12 protein-coding genes and 1 pseudogene are annotated in these 16,761 nt (G+C 67.3%); 8 read left to right on the top strand and 5 right to left on the bottom strand.

Annotation, left to right across the window (positions count from 1 at the left end; all coding sequences use genetic code 11):
• The first annotated feature begins 44 nt into the window (after positions 1–44).
• A complete protein-coding gene (locus BIZ42_RS15080; RefSeq protein ID WP_046272079.1) occupies positions 45–2,138 on the top strand; it encodes a M13 family metallopeptidase in 2,094 nt (697 codons plus the stop codon).
• 86 nt (positions 2,139–2,224) lie between these two features.
• Here BIZ42_RS15080 and BIZ42_RS15085 read toward each other — a convergent pair whose 3' ends face one another.
• The 4 genes from BIZ42_RS15085 to rlmJ form a co-directional block, all read right to left on the bottom strand.
• Positions 2,225–2,821, bottom strand: a complete 597-nt coding sequence (locus tag BIZ42_RS15085) for an HD domain-containing phosphohydrolase (RefSeq protein ID WP_070426900.1) — start codon at positions 2,819–2,821, stop codon at positions 2,225–2,227.
• Positions 2,822–2,927: 106 nt separating this feature from the next.
• Positions 2,928–6,395: a transcription-repair coupling factor gene (mfd, locus tag BIZ42_RS15090; protein WP_070426901.1), complete on the bottom strand. Its 3,468-nt coding sequence runs from the start codon at positions 6,393–6,395 to the stop codon at positions 2,928–2,930.
• Positions 6,396–6,687: 292 nt separating this feature from the next.
• Complete coding sequence (locus BIZ42_RS15095) at positions 6,688–7,233, bottom strand: GNAT family N-acetyltransferase (protein ID WP_019184458.1); 546 nt, start codon at positions 7,231–7,233, stop codon at positions 6,688–6,690.
• Positions 7,234–7,360: 127 nt separating this feature from the next.
• Positions 7,361–8,218, bottom strand: a complete 858-nt coding sequence (gene rlmJ, locus BIZ42_RS15100) for a 23S rRNA (adenine(2030)-N(6))-methyltransferase RlmJ (protein ID WP_019184457.1) — start codon at positions 8,216–8,218, stop codon at positions 7,361–7,363.
• A 45-nt stretch (positions 8,219–8,263) separates the two neighbouring features.
• On the opposite strand from rlmJ, the gene creB reads away from it, so the two are divergent.
• The 5 genes from creB to BIZ42_RS15125 all read left to right on the top strand — a co-directional run bounded on the left by creB (position 8,264) and on the right by BIZ42_RS15125 (position 13,950).
• Positions 8,264–8,953: a two-component system response regulator CreB gene (gene creB, locus BIZ42_RS15105; protein WP_070426902.1), complete on the top strand. Its 690-nt coding sequence runs from the start codon at positions 8,264–8,266 to the stop codon at positions 8,951–8,953.
• A 2-nt stretch (positions 8,954–8,955) separates the two neighbouring features.
• On the top strand, positions 8,956–10,413 hold the full coding sequence (gene creC, locus BIZ42_RS15110; RefSeq protein ID WP_070426903.1) for a two-component system sensor histidine kinase CreC: 1,458 nt from the start codon (positions 8,956–8,958) through the stop codon (positions 10,411–10,413).
• Positions 10,414–10,502: 89 nt separating this feature from the next.
• Positions 10,503–11,822, top strand: coding sequence for a cell envelope integrity protein CreD (gene creD, locus BIZ42_RS15115; RefSeq protein ID WP_019184454.1), 1,320 nt, complete (start codon positions 10,503–10,505; stop codon positions 11,820–11,822).
• 9 nt (positions 11,823–11,831) lie between these two features.
• Entirely contained in the window at positions 11,832–12,263 is a 432-nt protein-coding gene (locus BIZ42_RS15120) for a hypothetical protein (RefSeq protein WP_070427557.1), read from the top strand.
• A 100-nt stretch (positions 12,264–12,363) separates the two neighbouring features.
• Positions 12,364–13,950, top strand: a complete 1,587-nt coding sequence (locus BIZ42_RS15125) for a M20/M25/M40 family metallo-hydrolase (protein WP_070427558.1) — start codon at positions 12,364–12,366, stop codon at positions 13,948–13,950.
• An 8-nt stretch (positions 13,951–13,958) separates the two neighbouring features.
• Here BIZ42_RS15125 and BIZ42_RS19585 read toward each other — a convergent pair whose 3' ends face one another.
• Positions 13,959–14,426 (bottom strand): hypothetical protein, encoded by a 468-nt coding sequence (locus BIZ42_RS19585; protein ID WP_156785755.1) that lies wholly within the window; start codon positions 14,424–14,426, stop codon positions 13,959–13,961.
• Between the two features lie 370 nt (positions 14,427–14,796).
• On the opposite strand from BIZ42_RS19585, the pseudogene gltX reads away from it, so the two are divergent.
• Positions 14,797–16,199, top strand: a pseudogene (gene gltX / locus BIZ42_RS15135) (glutamate--tRNA ligase).
• A gap of 16 nt (positions 16,200–16,215) precedes the next feature.
• Positions 16,216–16,701, top strand: a complete 486-nt coding sequence (locus tag BIZ42_RS15140; protein ID WP_019184450.1) for a Fur family transcriptional regulator — start codon at positions 16,216–16,218, stop codon at positions 16,699–16,701.
• Positions 16,702–16,761: the final 60 nt, after the last annotated feature.

Consider the following 16,761-nt stretch of genomic DNA (forward strand, 5'->3'; position numbering starts at 1 on the left):
GCCCGTGATCCGGGCGATGCATCCATCTGTAGCCGGAGAGTCGAATGAAGTTTTCCAAGCTGGTCCCGCTGGGCCTGACCGCCGCCATCGCCGTGTCGCTGGCGTCCTGTGGCAAGACCGATACCGCGCCTGCCGCCACTGCCGATGCCAAGCCGGCATTCGATCAGTCGCAGATCAAGACCGCGCTGATCTCGCTCAACAATGCCGATCTGGACACCGCCATCGCCGCCTGTACCGACCTCAACGGGTTCGTGAACAGCAAGTGGCTCAAGGCCAACCCGGTCCCGAACGACCAGACCACCTGGGGCAGCTTCGAAATCCTGCGCGAGCGCTCGCTGGAAGTGCAGCACGCGCTGGTCCAGCAGGCTGCCGCCAGCCAGGCCAAGGCCGGCACGGTGGAAGCCAAGATCGGTGACATCTGGAAGACCGGTTCGGACGAAGCCAAGATCGAGGCCGCCGGCATCACCCCGTTGCAGCCGCAGCTGGACAAGATCGCCGCGCTGAACGACACCGCCGCCATCACCCAGTACCTGCGCGACAGCCAGGCGGTGGGCCAGGGCGTGCTGTTCTCGCTGTTCGCCAACGCCGATTACAAGGACTCGGCCAACGTCATCGCCTATGTCGGCCAGGGCGGCCTCGGCCTGCCGGAGAAGGGCTATTACTTCGACGATTCGCAGGCCAAGATCCGCGATGCGTACGTTGCCTACATCGCCCAGGTGCTGACCCTGTCCGGCGTCGATGCCGAGCAGGCCAAGACCCAGGCCAAGGCCGTGATGGACTTCGAGACGCGCCTGGCCAAGGCCTCGATGTCGCGCATCGAAATGCGTGACCCGGCCAAGCGCTACAACCCGGTCAGCGCCGCGGACGCGGACAAGCTGACCCCGAACTTCAGCTGGACCGCGCTGTTCGACACCCTGAAGGTGCCGGCCGCGCAGAAGTTCTCGATGGCCCAGCCGGGCTTCTTCGGTGAAGTGGACAAGATGCTGGCCGACGTGCCGGCGGCCACCTGGCAGGCGTACCTGCGCTTCCACACCATCGATGACGCTGCGCCGTACCTGAGCAGCGCCTTCGAAAAGGCCAACTTCGATTTCTACAGCACCACCCTGCGTGGCCAGAAGGAAATGCAGCCGCGCTGGAAGCGCGTGCTGGAGTCGGTCAATGGCGCCATCGGCGAAGGCCTGGGCCAGATGTATGTCGACGCCGTGTTCCCGGCCGACTCCAAGGTGCAGATGCAGCACCTGGTGGAGAACCTCTCGGTGGCGCTGAAGGCGCGCCTGGAGAAGCTGGAGTGGATGAGCGAAGACACCCGCAAGAAGGCGCTGGAGAAGTGGGCCAGCTTCACCCCGAAGATCGGCTACCCGGACAAGTGGCGTGACTGGTCGGGCCTGGAAACCAACGGCGACAGCTACCTGGGCAACATGCAGGCCGCGCGCACGTTCAACTACCGCTACATGCTCAACAAGATCGGCAAGCCGGTGGACAAGACCGAGTGGGGCATGACCCCGCAGACCGTCAACGCCTACTACAACGCCACCAAGAACGAGATCGTGTTCCCGGCGGCGATCCTGCAGGCGCCGTTCTTCGACGCCAAGGCCGATCCGGCGCTGAACTACGGCGGCATCGGTGCGGTCATCGGCCACGAGATGATGCACGGCTACGACGATTCGGGCAGCCAGTTCGCCGCCAACGGCAACTTCGACAACTGGTGGACCGACAGCGACCGTGCCGCCTTCACCCAGCGCACCGACCAGTTGGTCGCGCAGTTCGACGGCTATGAGTCGCTGCCGGGCGTGAACGTGAAGGGCAAGCTGACCCTGGGCGAGAACATCGGCGACCTGGGTGGCCTGACCGTGGCGTACGACGCGCTGCAGATGGCGCTGAAGGAAGATCCCAAGGCCAACGTCGAGGTCGACGGCTATTCGCAGGACCAGCGCTTCTTCATGAACTGGGCCACCGTGTGGCGCCGCAACTTCAATGAAGGCGAACTGCGCGTGCGCCTGAACACCGATCCGCACGCCCCGGCCAACTTCCGTGCCAACGGTGCGCCGTCGAACATGCCGGCGTACGCGCAGGCGTTCGAGTGCAAGGCCGGCGATGCGATGGTGCGGGCCGACGACAAGCGCGTTGTGATCTGGTGATCGCACGCGGTTGAGTGAGACATGAAAAACCCGGCGAAAGCCGGGTTTTTCTTTTCCCGCACGCTCGCGCCAAACCCAGGCGGAGACTACGTAGTGGCGGCCATCATCCGGGTGAACAGGCCGAACACTTCCGGGTCGATCAGACCGCCCTGCTGGTCGGCAAGAATGCCCATCGCCTTGGCATGCGGCATCGGCCCGCGATACGGGCGGGCGCTGGTCATCGCGTCGTAGCCATCGACGATGGTCAGCACGCGTGCACCCAGCGGGATCGCGCTGCCTTTGAGCCCATCCGGATACCCGCCGCCGTCGAAGGCCTCGTGGTGTGCGCGGATCAGCCGCGCCACCTCGGCCGCGTCGCTGCGCCCGGTCGCGGCGAAGATGCGTTCACCGCGCTCGGGGTGGGTGCGCATGATCGCGCGCTGTTCGTCATCCAGCCGGGCCGGGTGCAGCAGCACATTGTCCGGAATGCCGATCTTGCCGATGTCGTGGAAGCGCGCAGCCAGGGCCAGGTGTGCGCGCTGCGCGTCATCCAGATCGCACAGGCGGCCGAGCTGCTCGCCGAGCAGGCCGACGCGGTCGCAATGGAATCGGGTGTACTGGTCGCGCATCTGCAGTGACATCGACAGGGCATCGATGGAACACGCCTGCGGATGGACAGCGTCGAACCGGGGGGAGTCGAACATGGGGGCGTCCGGTGGTGGGCGGCCGGAAGACCGCCATCCTGGCAGGACGGCATGCCGCCCGTGCCGGTGGAAAGATACCGCCTGGCGACCGGCGCCAGGCGTGAAATCAGCGCGGGGACAGGGTCAGCAGCAATGCCTTGGCGGCACTGAAGCGGTCTTCAGGCAGCGGCAACGGGTGCTTGATGCGCAGCTTGTCCGGCCCATCCATCGTATACAGCTTGGGCTGCTTCTGGATCAGCTGGATCACCGCCATCGGGTCGATCTCCGGCTTGGGATTGAACACGATGCGGCCACCGTTCTCGCCCAGTTCCAGCTTGCGGATACCCAGCACGTTGGCCTGCAGCTTGAGTTCGGCGATGGCGAAAAGGTGCTTGGCCGGGTCCGGCAGCAGGCCGAAGCGGTCGATCATCTCCACCTGCAGTTCGCGCAGCTCACCGTTGTCGCGCGCGCTGCTGATGCGCTTGTACAGGGTCAGTCGGGTGTGCACGTCGGGCAGGTAGTCGTCCGGGATCAACGCCGGCACATGCAGTTCGACCTCGGCACCGCGCGCTTCTTCGCCCGCATCCAGGTCCGGCAGTTTGCCCAGGCGGATGCTGCGCACCGCCCGTTCGAGCAGTTCGGTGTACAGGCTGAAACCGACCTCGGCCATCTGCCCGCTCTGGTCTTCGCCGAGCAGTTCGCCCGCACCGCGGATCTCAAGATCGTGGGTGGCCAGGGTAAAGCCGGCGCCAAGTTCGTCCATCGAGGCGATCGCCTCCAGGCGCTTTTCGGCATCGGGCGTCATCGCGCGCTTGTCCGGCACCACCAGGTAGGCGTAGGCACGGTGGTGCGAACGCCCGACACGGCCGCGCAGCTGGTGCAGCTGGGCCAGGCCGAAGCGGTCGGCGCGGTTGATGATGATGGTGTTGGCGTTGGGGATGTCGATGCCCGATTCGATGATCGTGGTCGACAGCAGCACGTTGAAGCGCTGCTTCTGGAAGTCGAGCATCACCCGCTCCAGCTCGCGCTCGGGCATCTGCCCGTGCGCGATGCCGATGCGGGCCTCGGGCACCAGCTCGGCCAGCTCGCGCTGCATGCGGCCGATGCTCTCCACGTCGTTGTGCAGGAAGTACAGCTGGCCACCACGGGCCAGCTCGCGCTGGAACGCCTCGCGCAGCAGCGCGTTGTCCCAGGCGGTGATGAAGGTCTTGACCGCCAGGCGGTTCGGCGGCGGCGTGGCGATGATGGACAGATCGCGCAGCCCGGCCATGGCCATGTTGAGCGTGCGCGGGATCGGCGTGGCGGTCAGCGTGAGCAGGTGCACGTTGGCGCGCATCGCTTTGAGCGCTTCCTTCTGGCGCACACCGAAGCGCTGCTCTTCATCGACGATGACCAGGCCCAGATCCTTGAACTTCACGTCCGGCTGCAGCAGCCGGTGCGTACCGACGATCACATCGATGGTGCCGGCCGCGACCTTCTCCAGTTCGGCCTTGATCTCCTTGGTGGATTTGAAGCGCGACAGCACCTCCACCTTGAGCGGCCAATCGGCGAAACGATCGCGGAAGTTGCGGTAATGCTGTTCGGCCAGCAGCGTGGTCGGCACCAGCACGGCCACCTGCTTGCCTGCACTGGCCGCGGCGAACGCGGCGCGTACGGCGACTTCGGTCTTGCCGAAGCCGACGTCGCCGCAGACCACGCGGTCCATCGGCTGGCTGCTGGCCAGATCGCGCAGCGTCGCGTCGATCGCGGCGAGCTGGTCGGGCGTCTCCTCGAACGGGAACCCGGCCGCGAACGGCTCGTACATCGCGCGGTCCACGTGCAGCGCCAGGCCGGCACGGGCACGGCGACGTGCCTGGATTTCCAGCAGTTCGGCGGCGACGTCGCGGACCTTTTCGGCCGCCTTGCGCTTGGCCTTGGTCCACTGCTCGCCACCGAGCGAATGCAGCGGAGCGGTTTCCGGCGAGGCACCGGAATAGCGGCTGATCAGGTGCAGCTGGGCGACCGGCACGTACAGGCGGTCGCCCTTGGCGTATTCGATTTCCAGGAACTCGCCGGGCATGCCGCCGGCATCGAGCACGATCAGGCCGCGGTAACGGCCGACACCGTGGTCTTCATGCACGATCGGCGAGCCTTCGCTCAGCTCGCCGAGGTCGCGGATGATCGCCTCGGGCTCGCGCCCGGCGCGGCGGCTGCGGCGCTGCTGGCCGGCCCGTTCCGGGAACAGCTGGCGCTCGGTGAGCACCGCGATCGGCGGGTTCTCCAGCGCGAAGCCGTCTTCAAGCGGCGCCACGGTGATGCCGAAGCGCACGCTGTCATCGGCCAGGAAGCCGGGCAGGTCGGCGACCACCGGCGGCTTCAGCTCCGCGGCGAGCAGTACTTCCAGCAGCGCCTCGCGGCGGCCGGCGGAATCGGCGGCGATCAGCACCCGGCCCGGGTAATGCCCGATGAAGGATTTGAGCGCTTCTCCGGCCGGCGCATCACGCGCGGCGACCGGCAGCGGAGGCAGCGGCTGGTCGCCCAGCGGCTGCGCATCGGCGATGCGGTCGTGATCCGGCGGCCAGACCTCCACCCGGGCCAGCCCGTTGAGCGTGGCGCGCAGTTGTTCCGGGCTGGCGTACAGCTCTTCCGGGGCCAGCAGCGGGCGCTCCACATCATGGCGGCGCTGTTCGTAGCGGTTCTGGGTCTGCGCCCAGAAAGCGGCAGCGGCCTCGAACACGTTGGGCGCGAGCACCGGCAGCACGTTGGGCTGCAGGTAATCGAGCAGGGTCGCGGTCTGGTCGAAGAACAGCGGCAGGTAATACTCGATGCCGGCAGGTGCGATGCCGGCCTTGAGATCCTGGTACAGCGCGCTGCGGCGGGTGTCCACGTCGAAGCGTTCGCGCAGCGTAGCAAGCACCCGCGAGACGCTGAGATCGTCCAGCGGCACTTCGCGGCCGGGCAGCATGTGCACGGCCTCGACCTTGTCCAGCGAACGCTGCGATTCCGGATCGAAGGCGCGGATCGAATCGATGTCTTCGTCCAGCAGTTCCACCCGCAGCGGCGCATCGGCACCCATCGGATAGACATCCAGCAGGCCGCCACGCACGGCGAAATCACCCGGGTCCATCACCTGCGGCACGTTGCGGTAGCCGGCCGATTCCAGACGGCGCTTTTCCGCATCCAGATCCAGCCGCTGCCCAACCGTCAGGTCGAAGCTGCCGCCGATGACGTACTTGAGCGGGGCCAACTGCTGCAGCAGCGTCTGCACAGGCACCACGACGATGCCGCGCTTGAGCGCGGGCAGGGCGTGCAGCGCCGCCAGGCGCTGGGAAATGATGTCCGGGTGCGGGCTGAAGGCGTCGTAGGGCAGGGTTTCCCAGTCCGGGAAGGCCACGATCGGCACATCGCCAGCACTGCCCAGCAGGGTGTGCAGGTCGGCTTCGATCTGGTTCGCGCCATGGTTGTCGCGCGCGACCACCAGCAACGGCCCGTCGTGCGACTGTGCCGCGCGGGCGATGTACCACGCCAGCGCTGTCGCCGAAGCGGGAGCGCGCCACCAGGCGCGGAGCTGTCCAGGACGTGGCAGCGGCGGAGCGGGATAGGAGGTGCGTGACATGAACCGTCGATTTTAGCAGACCGCAACGTGGCGGCCGCGTCATCCAGCGGCGGCAAGCGCAGGGACGATCCGTTGCCGGCCGTGCTGATAGTGCCGGCCGTGCCGGTCGTGCCGGTCGTGCTGGTAGTACCGGTAGTACCGGTAGTACCGGTAGTACCGGTCGTGCCGGTAGTGCGGTAGTGCCGGCCGCTGGCCGGCTCCAGGCGATGCATGATGTCCGCGAGCCGGCCAGCGGCCGGCTCTACCGATCAGGATCAGGAGCAGGATCAGGGCGCGGACACGCGCCCCCGTTTCAGCTGTCCAGTTCCAGCACCATGCGCACCAGGCCCGGGGTGCCGTTCGGGTGGGGGATCGGCTGGAAGCCCAGCGAGGCGGCCAGCTGCTTCATCGGCTCGTTCTCTTCGGCGACATCGCCGTACAGGCGATCCAGGTACTTGCCGCGCGCCCATTTGACCAGTTTGCGCATCAGCTGGCGGCCCAGGCCCTGGCCGACCAGGAAGCGGCTGACCAGGATCGCGTACTCGGCTTCGCGGGTGCCGGGAATGATCGAGGCGCGCGCAACCGCACCCACCACGGCTTCACCGGCGGGCAGGGACTCGGCCGCGACCAGGGTGATTTCGCTCTTGGGATTCGGATGGGTCAGGCGCTGCGTCGTTTCCGGCGACAGTTCGGTCACCGACTGCAGGAAACGGTCGCGGATCTCTTCGGGACCGAACAGACTGAACGCGGCATGCAGCGGCGGGCCGTCTTCGGGCCGGATGGGGCGGATCAGCAGCTCGTGGCCACTGGGTGCCTTGAAAATCTCGTGCCAGGGCGGCATGCGGTTACGGGTAGCCATACCGGTGATTCCTTGGTGGTCTTCGGATTCTCGCATCCCGGGGGCAGCGTTCCGTGAACGGATCACTCACGCCGTGTCGGCCGGGAGGCGCCGGCCAGGCCGGGGTGCCGGCCTGGGATTCAGGGGGTCATTCGGCCTGCTTGAGCCACTGCAGGCGGGTCGAGGCGCCTGCCTCGCCCAGGTGCTGCTTGAGCGCCGGCATCGCCGGGGCCAGCACCTGGTCGAACTGCCACGGCGGGTTGAGCAGCAGCATGCCGCTGCCGTTGAGCCGCAGCGGGGAGTCGTCCGGGCGGATCAGCAGCTCGGCGGTCAGCACCGATTTCACCGGCAGGGCGCAGGCCTTGCGCAGGAAATGCAGGATCGTCCGGCGCTGCTTGATCGGGAACCAGATCGCGAAGCTGGCCTGCGGCCAGCGCCCCAGGATCTCGGTCACCGAGGCCAGGATGGCCTGGTACTCGGCGTCCTGCCCTTCGTAAGGCGGGTCGATCAGGACCAGCCCGCGGCCGATCTTCACACCGTTGGCCTTGGGCGGCAGCAGTTTCTTGTTCTGGGCATAGCCATCGGCGTGGTACACGCCGACCCGGCTGTCATGGGCGAACAGTGCCTTCAGCGCCGCGGCCTCCGCATCCTGCACTTCGCAGACGGCCATGCGGTCCTGCTCGCGCAGGGTCTGGGCGGTCAACAGGGGCGAGCCGGGATAGCTGATCATCGCCCCGACCGGGTTGTCGGCCTGGACTGCCTTGAGGTAGCGCTCGACCACGGCCGGCAGCTGGGGCTGGGCCATCAGGCGCATCACGCCGTCTTCGGCCTCCAGCGTCTTGCGGCTTTCCTCGCTGGCCAGCAGGTAGCGGCCAGCGCCGCCGTGGGTGTCCAGCACGAAGAACGGGCTGTCCTTGCGCTTGAAGGTGTCGAGCAGGGCAAGCTGCACGATGTGCTTGAGCACATCGGCATGGTTGCCGGCATGGAAGGCGTGGCGGTAATTCATCGGCGCAGTGTACGGGGCGGCGGGCCCAGCGGCTATGCTGCGCGCATGAGCCACCCCCTGCACAACGTCCTGGTGGTCGAGGACGAAACCGCCATCGCCGACACCGTCCTGTATGCGCTGCGCAGCGAAGGCTACGGCGCCGAGCACTGCCTGCTCGGCGGGCAGGCGCTGGCCCGCCTGCGCCAGCACGCCTTCGACGTGGTGGTGCTGGATGTCGGCCTGCCGGACATGAGTGGCTTCGAGGTCTGCCGCACCCTGCGTACCTTCAGCGAGGTGCCGGTGATCTTCCTGACCGCCCGCAACGACGAGTTCGATCGCGTGCTCGGCCTGGAACTGGGTGCGGATGACTACATGGCCAAGCCCTTCTCGCCACGTGAGCTGGTGGCACGGGTGCGCGCGCGCCTGCGCCGTGCCGTGGCCCCCGCCGAGACGTCGGGCTGGCAGCAGCACGGCCGCTTTGCGATCGACCGCGAGGGCAGCCGGATCCGGTTCGGCGACCAGCCGCTGGACCTGACCCGCTACGAATACGCGCTGATGGCCGCCCTGCTGCAGCGACCCGGCGCGATCCTCAGCCGCGCCCAGTTGATGGACCGTGGCTGGGACAGCGACGCCGACAGTGCCGACCGGACCGTCGATACCCACGTCAAGACCCTGCGCGCCAAGCTGCGTGCCGCCGGTGCCGAGACCGACCCGATCCGCACCCACCGTGGCCTGGGCTACGCACTGGAGGTGTAGGCATGCGGCTGGGCCTGAAACTGTTCCTGGGCTTCTTCCTGATCGTGGGCATCGCCGCGTTCTTCGTGATGCGCATCTTCGTCAACGAAGTGAAGCCGGGCGTGCGCCAGGCGATGGAGTCGACCCTGGTCGATGCGGCCAACGTGCTGGCGGAAATGGCGGCGGCCGATCTCAAGGCCGGGCACATCCGCGACGGCCGCTTCGTCGCCGACCTGGCGCGTGCGCAGCGACGCGACCCCAAGGCGATGGTATGGCGCTTTCCCAAGCGCACGCTGGATTACCAGGTCACCATCACCGATGCCAAGGGCATCGTGGTGTATGACTCGACCGGCCGCGATGTCGGCCGCGACAACTCGCGCTGGAACGATGTCTATCGCACCCTGCGCGGCGAGTACGGTGCGCGGTCCAGCCCGGAAACCCCCGGCGACGATACCCACTCGGTGATGCACGTGGCCGCGCCGATCTTCGATCCCGCCGATGGCCGCCGCTTGATCGGCGTCCTCAGCCTGGCCCAGCCAAACCGCAGCATCGATCCCTTCATCGCGGCCAGCCAGCGCGCCATCATGAAGCGTGGTGCATGGTTGATCGGCTTGTCAGCGCTGATCGGCCTGCTGATGACGGCGTGGCTGATGCACGGGGTGAACCGGCTCAACCGCTATGCCAAGGCCGTCAGCGCCGGGGAACCGGTCCCGCCGCCGAAGCCGCGCCGCGATGAGATCGGCGATCTGGGCCAGGCCCTGGAAACCATGCGCCGCAAGCTGGAGGGCAAGGCCTACGTCGAGCAGTACGTGCAGTCGCTGACGCATGAGATGAAGAGCCCGCTGGCGGCCATCCGCGGCGCGGCCGAGCTGCTGCAGGAGCCGCTGCCGGATGCCGACCGCGCGCATTTCGCCCGCAGCATCGAAAGCCAGGCGCAGCGCCTCACCGAAACCATCGACAAGCTGCTGGCGCTGGCCGAGGTGGAGCAGTACGGCTGGCTGCAGAAGCGTGAGCGCCTTGCGTTGGCGCCCTTGCTGCAGGCCGCGGCCGATGCGGTGGCGGTGCGTGCGCAGGCGGCCGGCGTAGCGATCCGGGTGGAAGCCGGGGCCGAAAGCATCCAGGGCGATGGCTATCTGCTGCGCCAGGCACTGAACAATCTGCTGGAGAACGCGGTGGCCTTCTCACCGGCCGGCACGGTCATCACGGTTGGCGCCCATGCAGAAGACGATGGCCTCGCCCTGACCGTGGCCGACCACGGCAGTGGCGTGCCCGACTATGCGCTCGACCGCGTGTTCGAGCGCTTCTATTCGCTGGCGCGCCCGGGCACCGGCCAGCGCAGCTCCGGCCTCGGGCTGTCCTTCGTGCAGGAAGTGGCGCGCCTGCACGGCGGGCGCATCAGCCTGCGCAACCGCGAGCAGGGCGGCGCGCAGGCGGTGCTGTGGCTGCCGTCGCGGCTGCCCTCGGTACCGCCGCGGCGCTGACCGCGCCACTTCACACAGACTTCAACGTCGGCACAAACCCCGCACACCGGCGCGCGGGAAGCTGGCCCCCTCCCAACCGAGGACGGGTCATGAAATCCCTGAAGATGCTGTTGCGGTTCGCCATCGTGGGCGGACTGATCCTGTTGCTGCTGATTCCGCTGAGCCTGATCAAGGGCGTGATCCGCGAGCGCGAGGCCTACCGCGACGAGGCTTACCAGCGCGTGGCGCAGAGCCGTGCCGGCGCGCAGATCCTGACCGGCCCGATCCGGGTGGTGCCGTGGACCGAAACCCGCGAGGTCGAGGTGGTGGATGCGGCAGGCACCAAGAAGAAGGAGAAACAGGTCGAGCAGGGGCAGTGGCTGCAGATGCCGGCCACGCTCAAGGTGGACGGCGTGATGCAGCCGGACGAGCGCCGCGTCGGCCTGTTCCGCGTGCCGGTCTACAGCTGGAAGGCGACGATCAGCGCCGAGTTCGCCGATGACGACTATCCCGTGAAGGCCGGCCGCGTGTATGGCGCCCCGTTCCTGACCGTGGGCATCGCCGACGTGCGCGGTCTGGTCGGCTCGCCGAACCTGCGTGTGGATGGCTCGGCCTTGGCGCTGCTGCCCGACGCTGGCGGCGTCAGTGGCATCGGCACTGGCCTGCACGTCGGCCTGCCGGGCCTGGAGGATGAGCGCGGTGGCGTGCTCAAGGGCAGCAAGGTCGAGCTGGAGCTGGTGCTGGATGGCACGCGCTCGCTGTCGGTGGTGCCGGTGGGCGATGACAGCCGCATCGCGCTGCGCTCGCCGTGGCCGCATCCGCTCTTCGGTGGCAGCTTCCTGCCCAACGAGCGCAAGGTGGATGCACAGGGCTTCGATGCACAGTGGGCGGTGTCCTCGCTGGCGTCGCGCGCCCAGCACCAGCTGCGCAACCGCCCGGACATCGATGCCGAGGCCGTAAGCGTGGAGCTGGTCAATCCGGTCGACGTGTATACCCAGGCTGATCGTGCCAGCAAGTACGGCATCCTCTTCATCCTGCTCACCTTCGTCGGCTTCATCCTGTTCGAGCTGATCAAGCAGCTGCGCATCCACCCGCTGCAGTACCTGATGGTGGGCCTGGCGCTGGCGATCTTCTTCCTGCTGCTGCTCAGCCTCTCCGAGCACATCGCGTTCTGGCAGGCCTACGCGCTCTCGGCTCTGGCATGCATCGGCATCCAGACCGTGTATCTGTCCGGCGTACTGAAGAGCTGGCAACGCGGCCTGGGGTTTGCGGTGATGCTCAGCGCCCTGTACGGCGCGCTGTATGGCCTGCTGATCTCGGAGAACAACGCGCTGCTGATGGGCTCGCTGCTGTTGTTCGGCGTGCTGGCCGCGGTGATGTGGGTGACCCGCCGGGTGGATTGGTACGAACTCGGCGCACGCCTGAGCTGAGCAACGATGATGAGCCTGCATCGCTGTCTGCACGAACGTGTGCGCCGGGCGCTCCCCGCCCGGCTGGAGGTGGCCTCGCTCCTGGAGGGGGAGGCTTCGGGCTGGCCCTCACCGTTGATGGCGCTGCCCGGCGTGCAGGGAGCGCCGGGGCTGGTGCGCTTCGGCCTGGCGCCGGCCACCTGCGCGGCCATCGCCGCATACGGGCTTGGCTTCCTGGAACAGGCACGGCAGGCGCGTGGGCGCCTGCCGATCCCGCACTGGTGTGGCGCGTACCGGCCGTGGCGCGAAGGCGCGCAGGCCCTGCGCGAGATCGGCATCCGCGGGCTGCCGGATGACTGGCCGTTGCATGCGCCGGTCTACGCCAGCGCCTCGGTGGACCGCAGCCGCTGGCTGCTGGTGCTGCCCACCCGCAGCCAGCTCTGGTACGGCTGGATGGAATGACCATGACTCTTGGCCCGGGGGCACCGGGCCGGTGCTCGATAGACTCGGGGATTGTTCGTGGTCTGGCCGAGAGGCGGGGGTAATCGTGTTCAAGTGGGGCATGTTGAGCGTGGCATTGGCACTGAGCGGCGTCGCCGGTGCACAGACGAAGGAAACGGTGGACCTGGACATGGTCAGCCGCATCCGCCAGGAAGCCTTCCACCGGTCGCAGGTGATGGCGACCTTCAGCCATCTGACCGAGCAGATCGGTCCGCGCCTGACCAATTCCCCGGCCATGGGCGAGGCCAATACCTGGACCCGCAGCAAGTTCAACGAGTGGGGCCTGGTCAATGTGCATGACGAGGCCTTCGATGCATTCGGCCGCGGCTGGGAGTTCAGCAACGCCAGCGTGGAACTGCTGAGCCCGCGCGTGGCGCCGCTGTATGCGCTGCCGAAGGCCTGGACCCCGGGCACCAACGGCCCCGTGGAAGGCGAGGTGATCAAGGTCGAGATCAAGAAGCTGGCCGACCTGGATCAGTACAAGGGCAAGCTCGCCGGCAAGATCCTGCTGCTCAACGATGCACGCGATTACGAGCGGGCCACCACGTCCGATTCGCACCGCCACGACGACGCCGGCCTGGCCGAGCTGCAGGTCTTCGCGGTGCCCAAGGACGTCGCCGATGCCAAGGCCGACCGTGCCAAGAAGGCCAAGGAATACCTTGAAAAGCAGGAGCTGACCCGCGCCACCAATGCGTTCTTCGCCGAGCAGGGCGTGCTGGCCACGATCAGCATCAGCGGCTGGGACAACGGCATCATCCGTGTCGGTGGCGGCGGCTCGCGCAAGGCCGGTGAACCGGTCGGTGTGCCCGAGCTGGCGATGATGGCCGAGCACTACAACCAGCTGGTGCGCGCGGTGGACCAGAAGCAGGCGGTCAAGCTGCGGGTGAATGTCGAGGCCCGCTTTACCGACGAGCAGGACAAGCCCGGCTACAACACGCTGGCCGAAATCCGCGGCAGCGGCAAGGCGGACGAGATCGTCATGTTGGGCGCGCACATGGATTCCTGGCACACCGGCACCGGCGCAGCCGACAATGCCGCCGGCGTGGCGGTGATGATGGAAGCCATGCGCATCCTCAAGGCGGTGGGTGCCAAGCCCAAGCGCACCATCCGCGTGGCGCTGTGGAGTGGCGAGGAGCAGGGCCTGATCGGCTCGCAGGATTACGTGTCCAGGCACTTCGCGCGCTACCCCGAACCGACCGACCCGGCGCAGCTCAAGCTGCCGGCCTCGATGCGTGAGCCGACCGGTGCCCTGCAGCGCCAGCGCGATTACGACAAGTTCTCGGCGTACTTCAACATGGACAACGGCTCGGGCCGCTTCCGCGGCATCTACGCGCAGGAGAACCTGGCCGCGGTGCCGATCTTCGAAGCGTGGCTGGCCCCGTTCCATGACGTGGGCGCGACTACCGTGGCGACCCGCAACACCGGCAGCACCGACCACATCGCATTCGACCGCGTGGGCCTGCCCGGATTCCAGTTCATCCAGGACCGGCTGGACTACTTCACCAACGTCCACCACAGCAACCTGGATACCTGGGACCACGCCGAGCCGGAAGACCTGAAGCAGGCCGCCGCCATCGTGGCTTCGTTCGTCTACAACGCGGCGATGCGCGATGAAAAGCTGCCGCGCAAGCCGTTGCTGACCCCCTGAGGCACGGTCTACCGGGCCGTCGACGGCCCGGTGCGGGGCGTGGGATCGAGCGAGAAGGCGAGGCGGTAGCCTGTGGGCCCGCCTTCTGCGGCCAGAATGCTGCGCACCATCGCCTCGTTGACCGGCAACTGACGGCCTACCGCATCACGGGGGGCGCCAAACAGCACGGACGGATTCTCCAGCGTGCCGGTGATCTCGCCGAGACAATGGGAAATGCCGCAGTGAAGGCGGCTCAGCCGCGGCGCGTCCGGGCCGGTGCCCAGCCGTTGCTGCAAGGCATGCTGATAGCTGCTGCGAACGTCCTGCGCGTCCCTATCGGTGGCGTAGGCGCGGTCCAGTGCCGCCATGGCCTGGTCGAAGCGCGGGCCGTCAATAAGCAACTGCCGCAGCTCATCCGAAGCCAAGCCATCAGCCAGGCCGAGCGCCCGTTCCGTGTCGCCGGCTGCCGTCGAGGCGTTGACGGCTGGCGTCTGCATGCCAGCGAGCGTCCCCGAAGGGGCCGTGCCGGGTGGCCGCGTGGACGCGCTGGACCCGACGTCCGCCGGTACCGCTTGCTGGGCGGGTGGGGTCGTGGCCACTGAGGCAGCCACCGCGCCATCGGTGCCCGGTGCAGAACACGCGCCCAGCGCAGCGAGCAGGATCAGGGCGGTGACAGCGCGTGTGGCGGTGTGGTGCAGGGAAGGCGGCTCAAGGCGGGAGATTGTCACGGTCGATTGATGAAAAGCGGGCAACCCCGCCATCAGAGCATGTCCACGCCCAGTAGGCAGTAGGGATTATCCGATTTAGGCAGGGTCCGGCCCGGACAGGTAAAATTGCCGGGATTCCGTTTCCCGCCCTGAGCCCCCCATGACCTGCCGCACCCGTTTTGCCCCCAGTCCCACCGGCTACCTGCACATCGGTGGCGCCCGCACTGCGCTGTACTGCTGGCTGGAGGCCCGTCACCGTGGCGGCGAATTCGTGCTGCGCATCGAAGACACTGACCGCGAGCGCAGCACCCAGGGCGCGATCGACGCGATCCTGGAGGCGATGGAATGGCTGGGCCTGGGCTACGACGAAGGCCCGATCTACCAGACCCAGCGCGTGGCCCGTTACCAGGAAGTGGCCGAGCAGCTGGTCGCGCAGGGCAAGGCGTATTACGCCTACGAGACCAGGGAAGAACTGGACGCGATGCGCGAGGCCGCCATGGCCAAGCAGGAAAAGCCGCGTTACAACGGCGCCGCGCGCGATCTGGGCCTGCCGTACAAGGACGACCCGAACCGCGTGATCCGCTTCAAGAATCCGCTGGAGGGCACGGTGGTGTTCGACGACCTGATCAAGGGCCGTATCGAGATCGCCAACAGCGAACTGGACGACATGGTGATCTTCCGTCCGGACGGGTTCCCCACCTACAACTTCGCGGTGGTGGTGGATGATTGGGACATGCGCATCAGCGAAGTCATCCGCGGCGACGACCACATCAACAACACCCCCGCCAGATCAATCTGTACGAGGGCATTGGTGCGCCCGTGCCGAAGTTCGGCCATATGCCGATGATCCTGGACGAGCAGGGCGCCAAGCTGTCCAAGCGCACCGGTGCGGCCGATGTAATGCAGTACAAGGACGCCGGCTACCTGCCCGACGCGCTGCTGAGCTATCTGGCCCGGCTGGGCTGGTCGCACGGTGACCAGGAGCTGTTCAGCCGCCAGGAGCTGATCGATCTGTTCGACGTGACCAACTGCAATTCCAAGGCCGCGCGCCTGGACATGGCCAAGCTGGGCTGGGTCAACCAGCACTTCCTGAAGACCGAAACGCCGGAGAGCATTGCCCCGCACCTGGTCTACCAGCTGAACAAGCTGGGCCTGGACCTGAACGCTGGTCCCGCGCCGGCGGATGTGGTGGTGGCGCTGCGCGACCGCGTGCAGACGCTGAAGGAAATGGCCGAGAAGGCGGTGGTCTGGTATCAGCCGCTGACCGAGTACGACGAAGCGGCGGTGGCCAAGCACTTCAAGCCGGGTGCGGAACTGGCGCTGGGCAAGGCCCGCGAGCTGTTGGGCGCGGCCGGCGAGTGGACGGTGGAGAGCGTTTCGGCGGCACTGCACGACGTCGCCACGGCGCTGGAGATCGGCATGGGCAAGGTGGCCCAGCCGCTGCGCGTGGCCATCACCGGCACCCAGGTCAGCCCCGACATTTCGCAGACGGTGTTCCTGGCCGGGCGTGAAGAGGCCTTGAAACGCATCGAGGTCGCACTCACTAAAGTACCGACGGCCTGACCACAGGAGACCGCGCATGTCCGCCAAGACCGCTTGTACCGCTCCGCACCATCACGTTCACGACGCCTCCGACTTCGTGAAGGTGGTCGAACGCGTGTGCTCGGAACGCGGGCTGCGGCTGACGCCGATCCGCGCGAACGTGCTGCGCCTGATCGCCGAGGCCGGGAAACCGGTCAAGGCGTATGAGTTGCTGGAGTGGGTGCGCAATGGCAAGGGCGTCGGTGCCGACGCCCCGCCGACGGTGTACCGCGCGCTGGATTTCCTGATGGCCAATGGCTTCGTGCACAAGCTGGAATCGGTGAATGCCTTCGTGGCCTGCCACCATCCGAGCAGTGCCCAGCATTCGGTGCCGTTCCTGATCTGCAACAGCTGCCACAGCGCGGTGGAGCTGGAGGACAAGGAAATCGTCAGTCAGCTGGAAAAGCGGGCCAAGGAGCTCGGGTTCCAGCCGCAGGCGCAGACGCTGGAAGTGCATGGCCTGTGCGCGCGGTGTGCGGGGTAAGGCAGGTACCGACCGCAGGGTGCTGCATCCGCCGGTAGGTACCGACCGTTGGTCGGTACG

This window comes from Stenotrophomonas sp. LM091 (assembly GCF_001806305.1).
GTDB lineage: Bacteria > Pseudomonadota > Gammaproteobacteria > Xanthomonadales > Xanthomonadaceae > Stenotrophomonas > Stenotrophomonas bentonitica_A.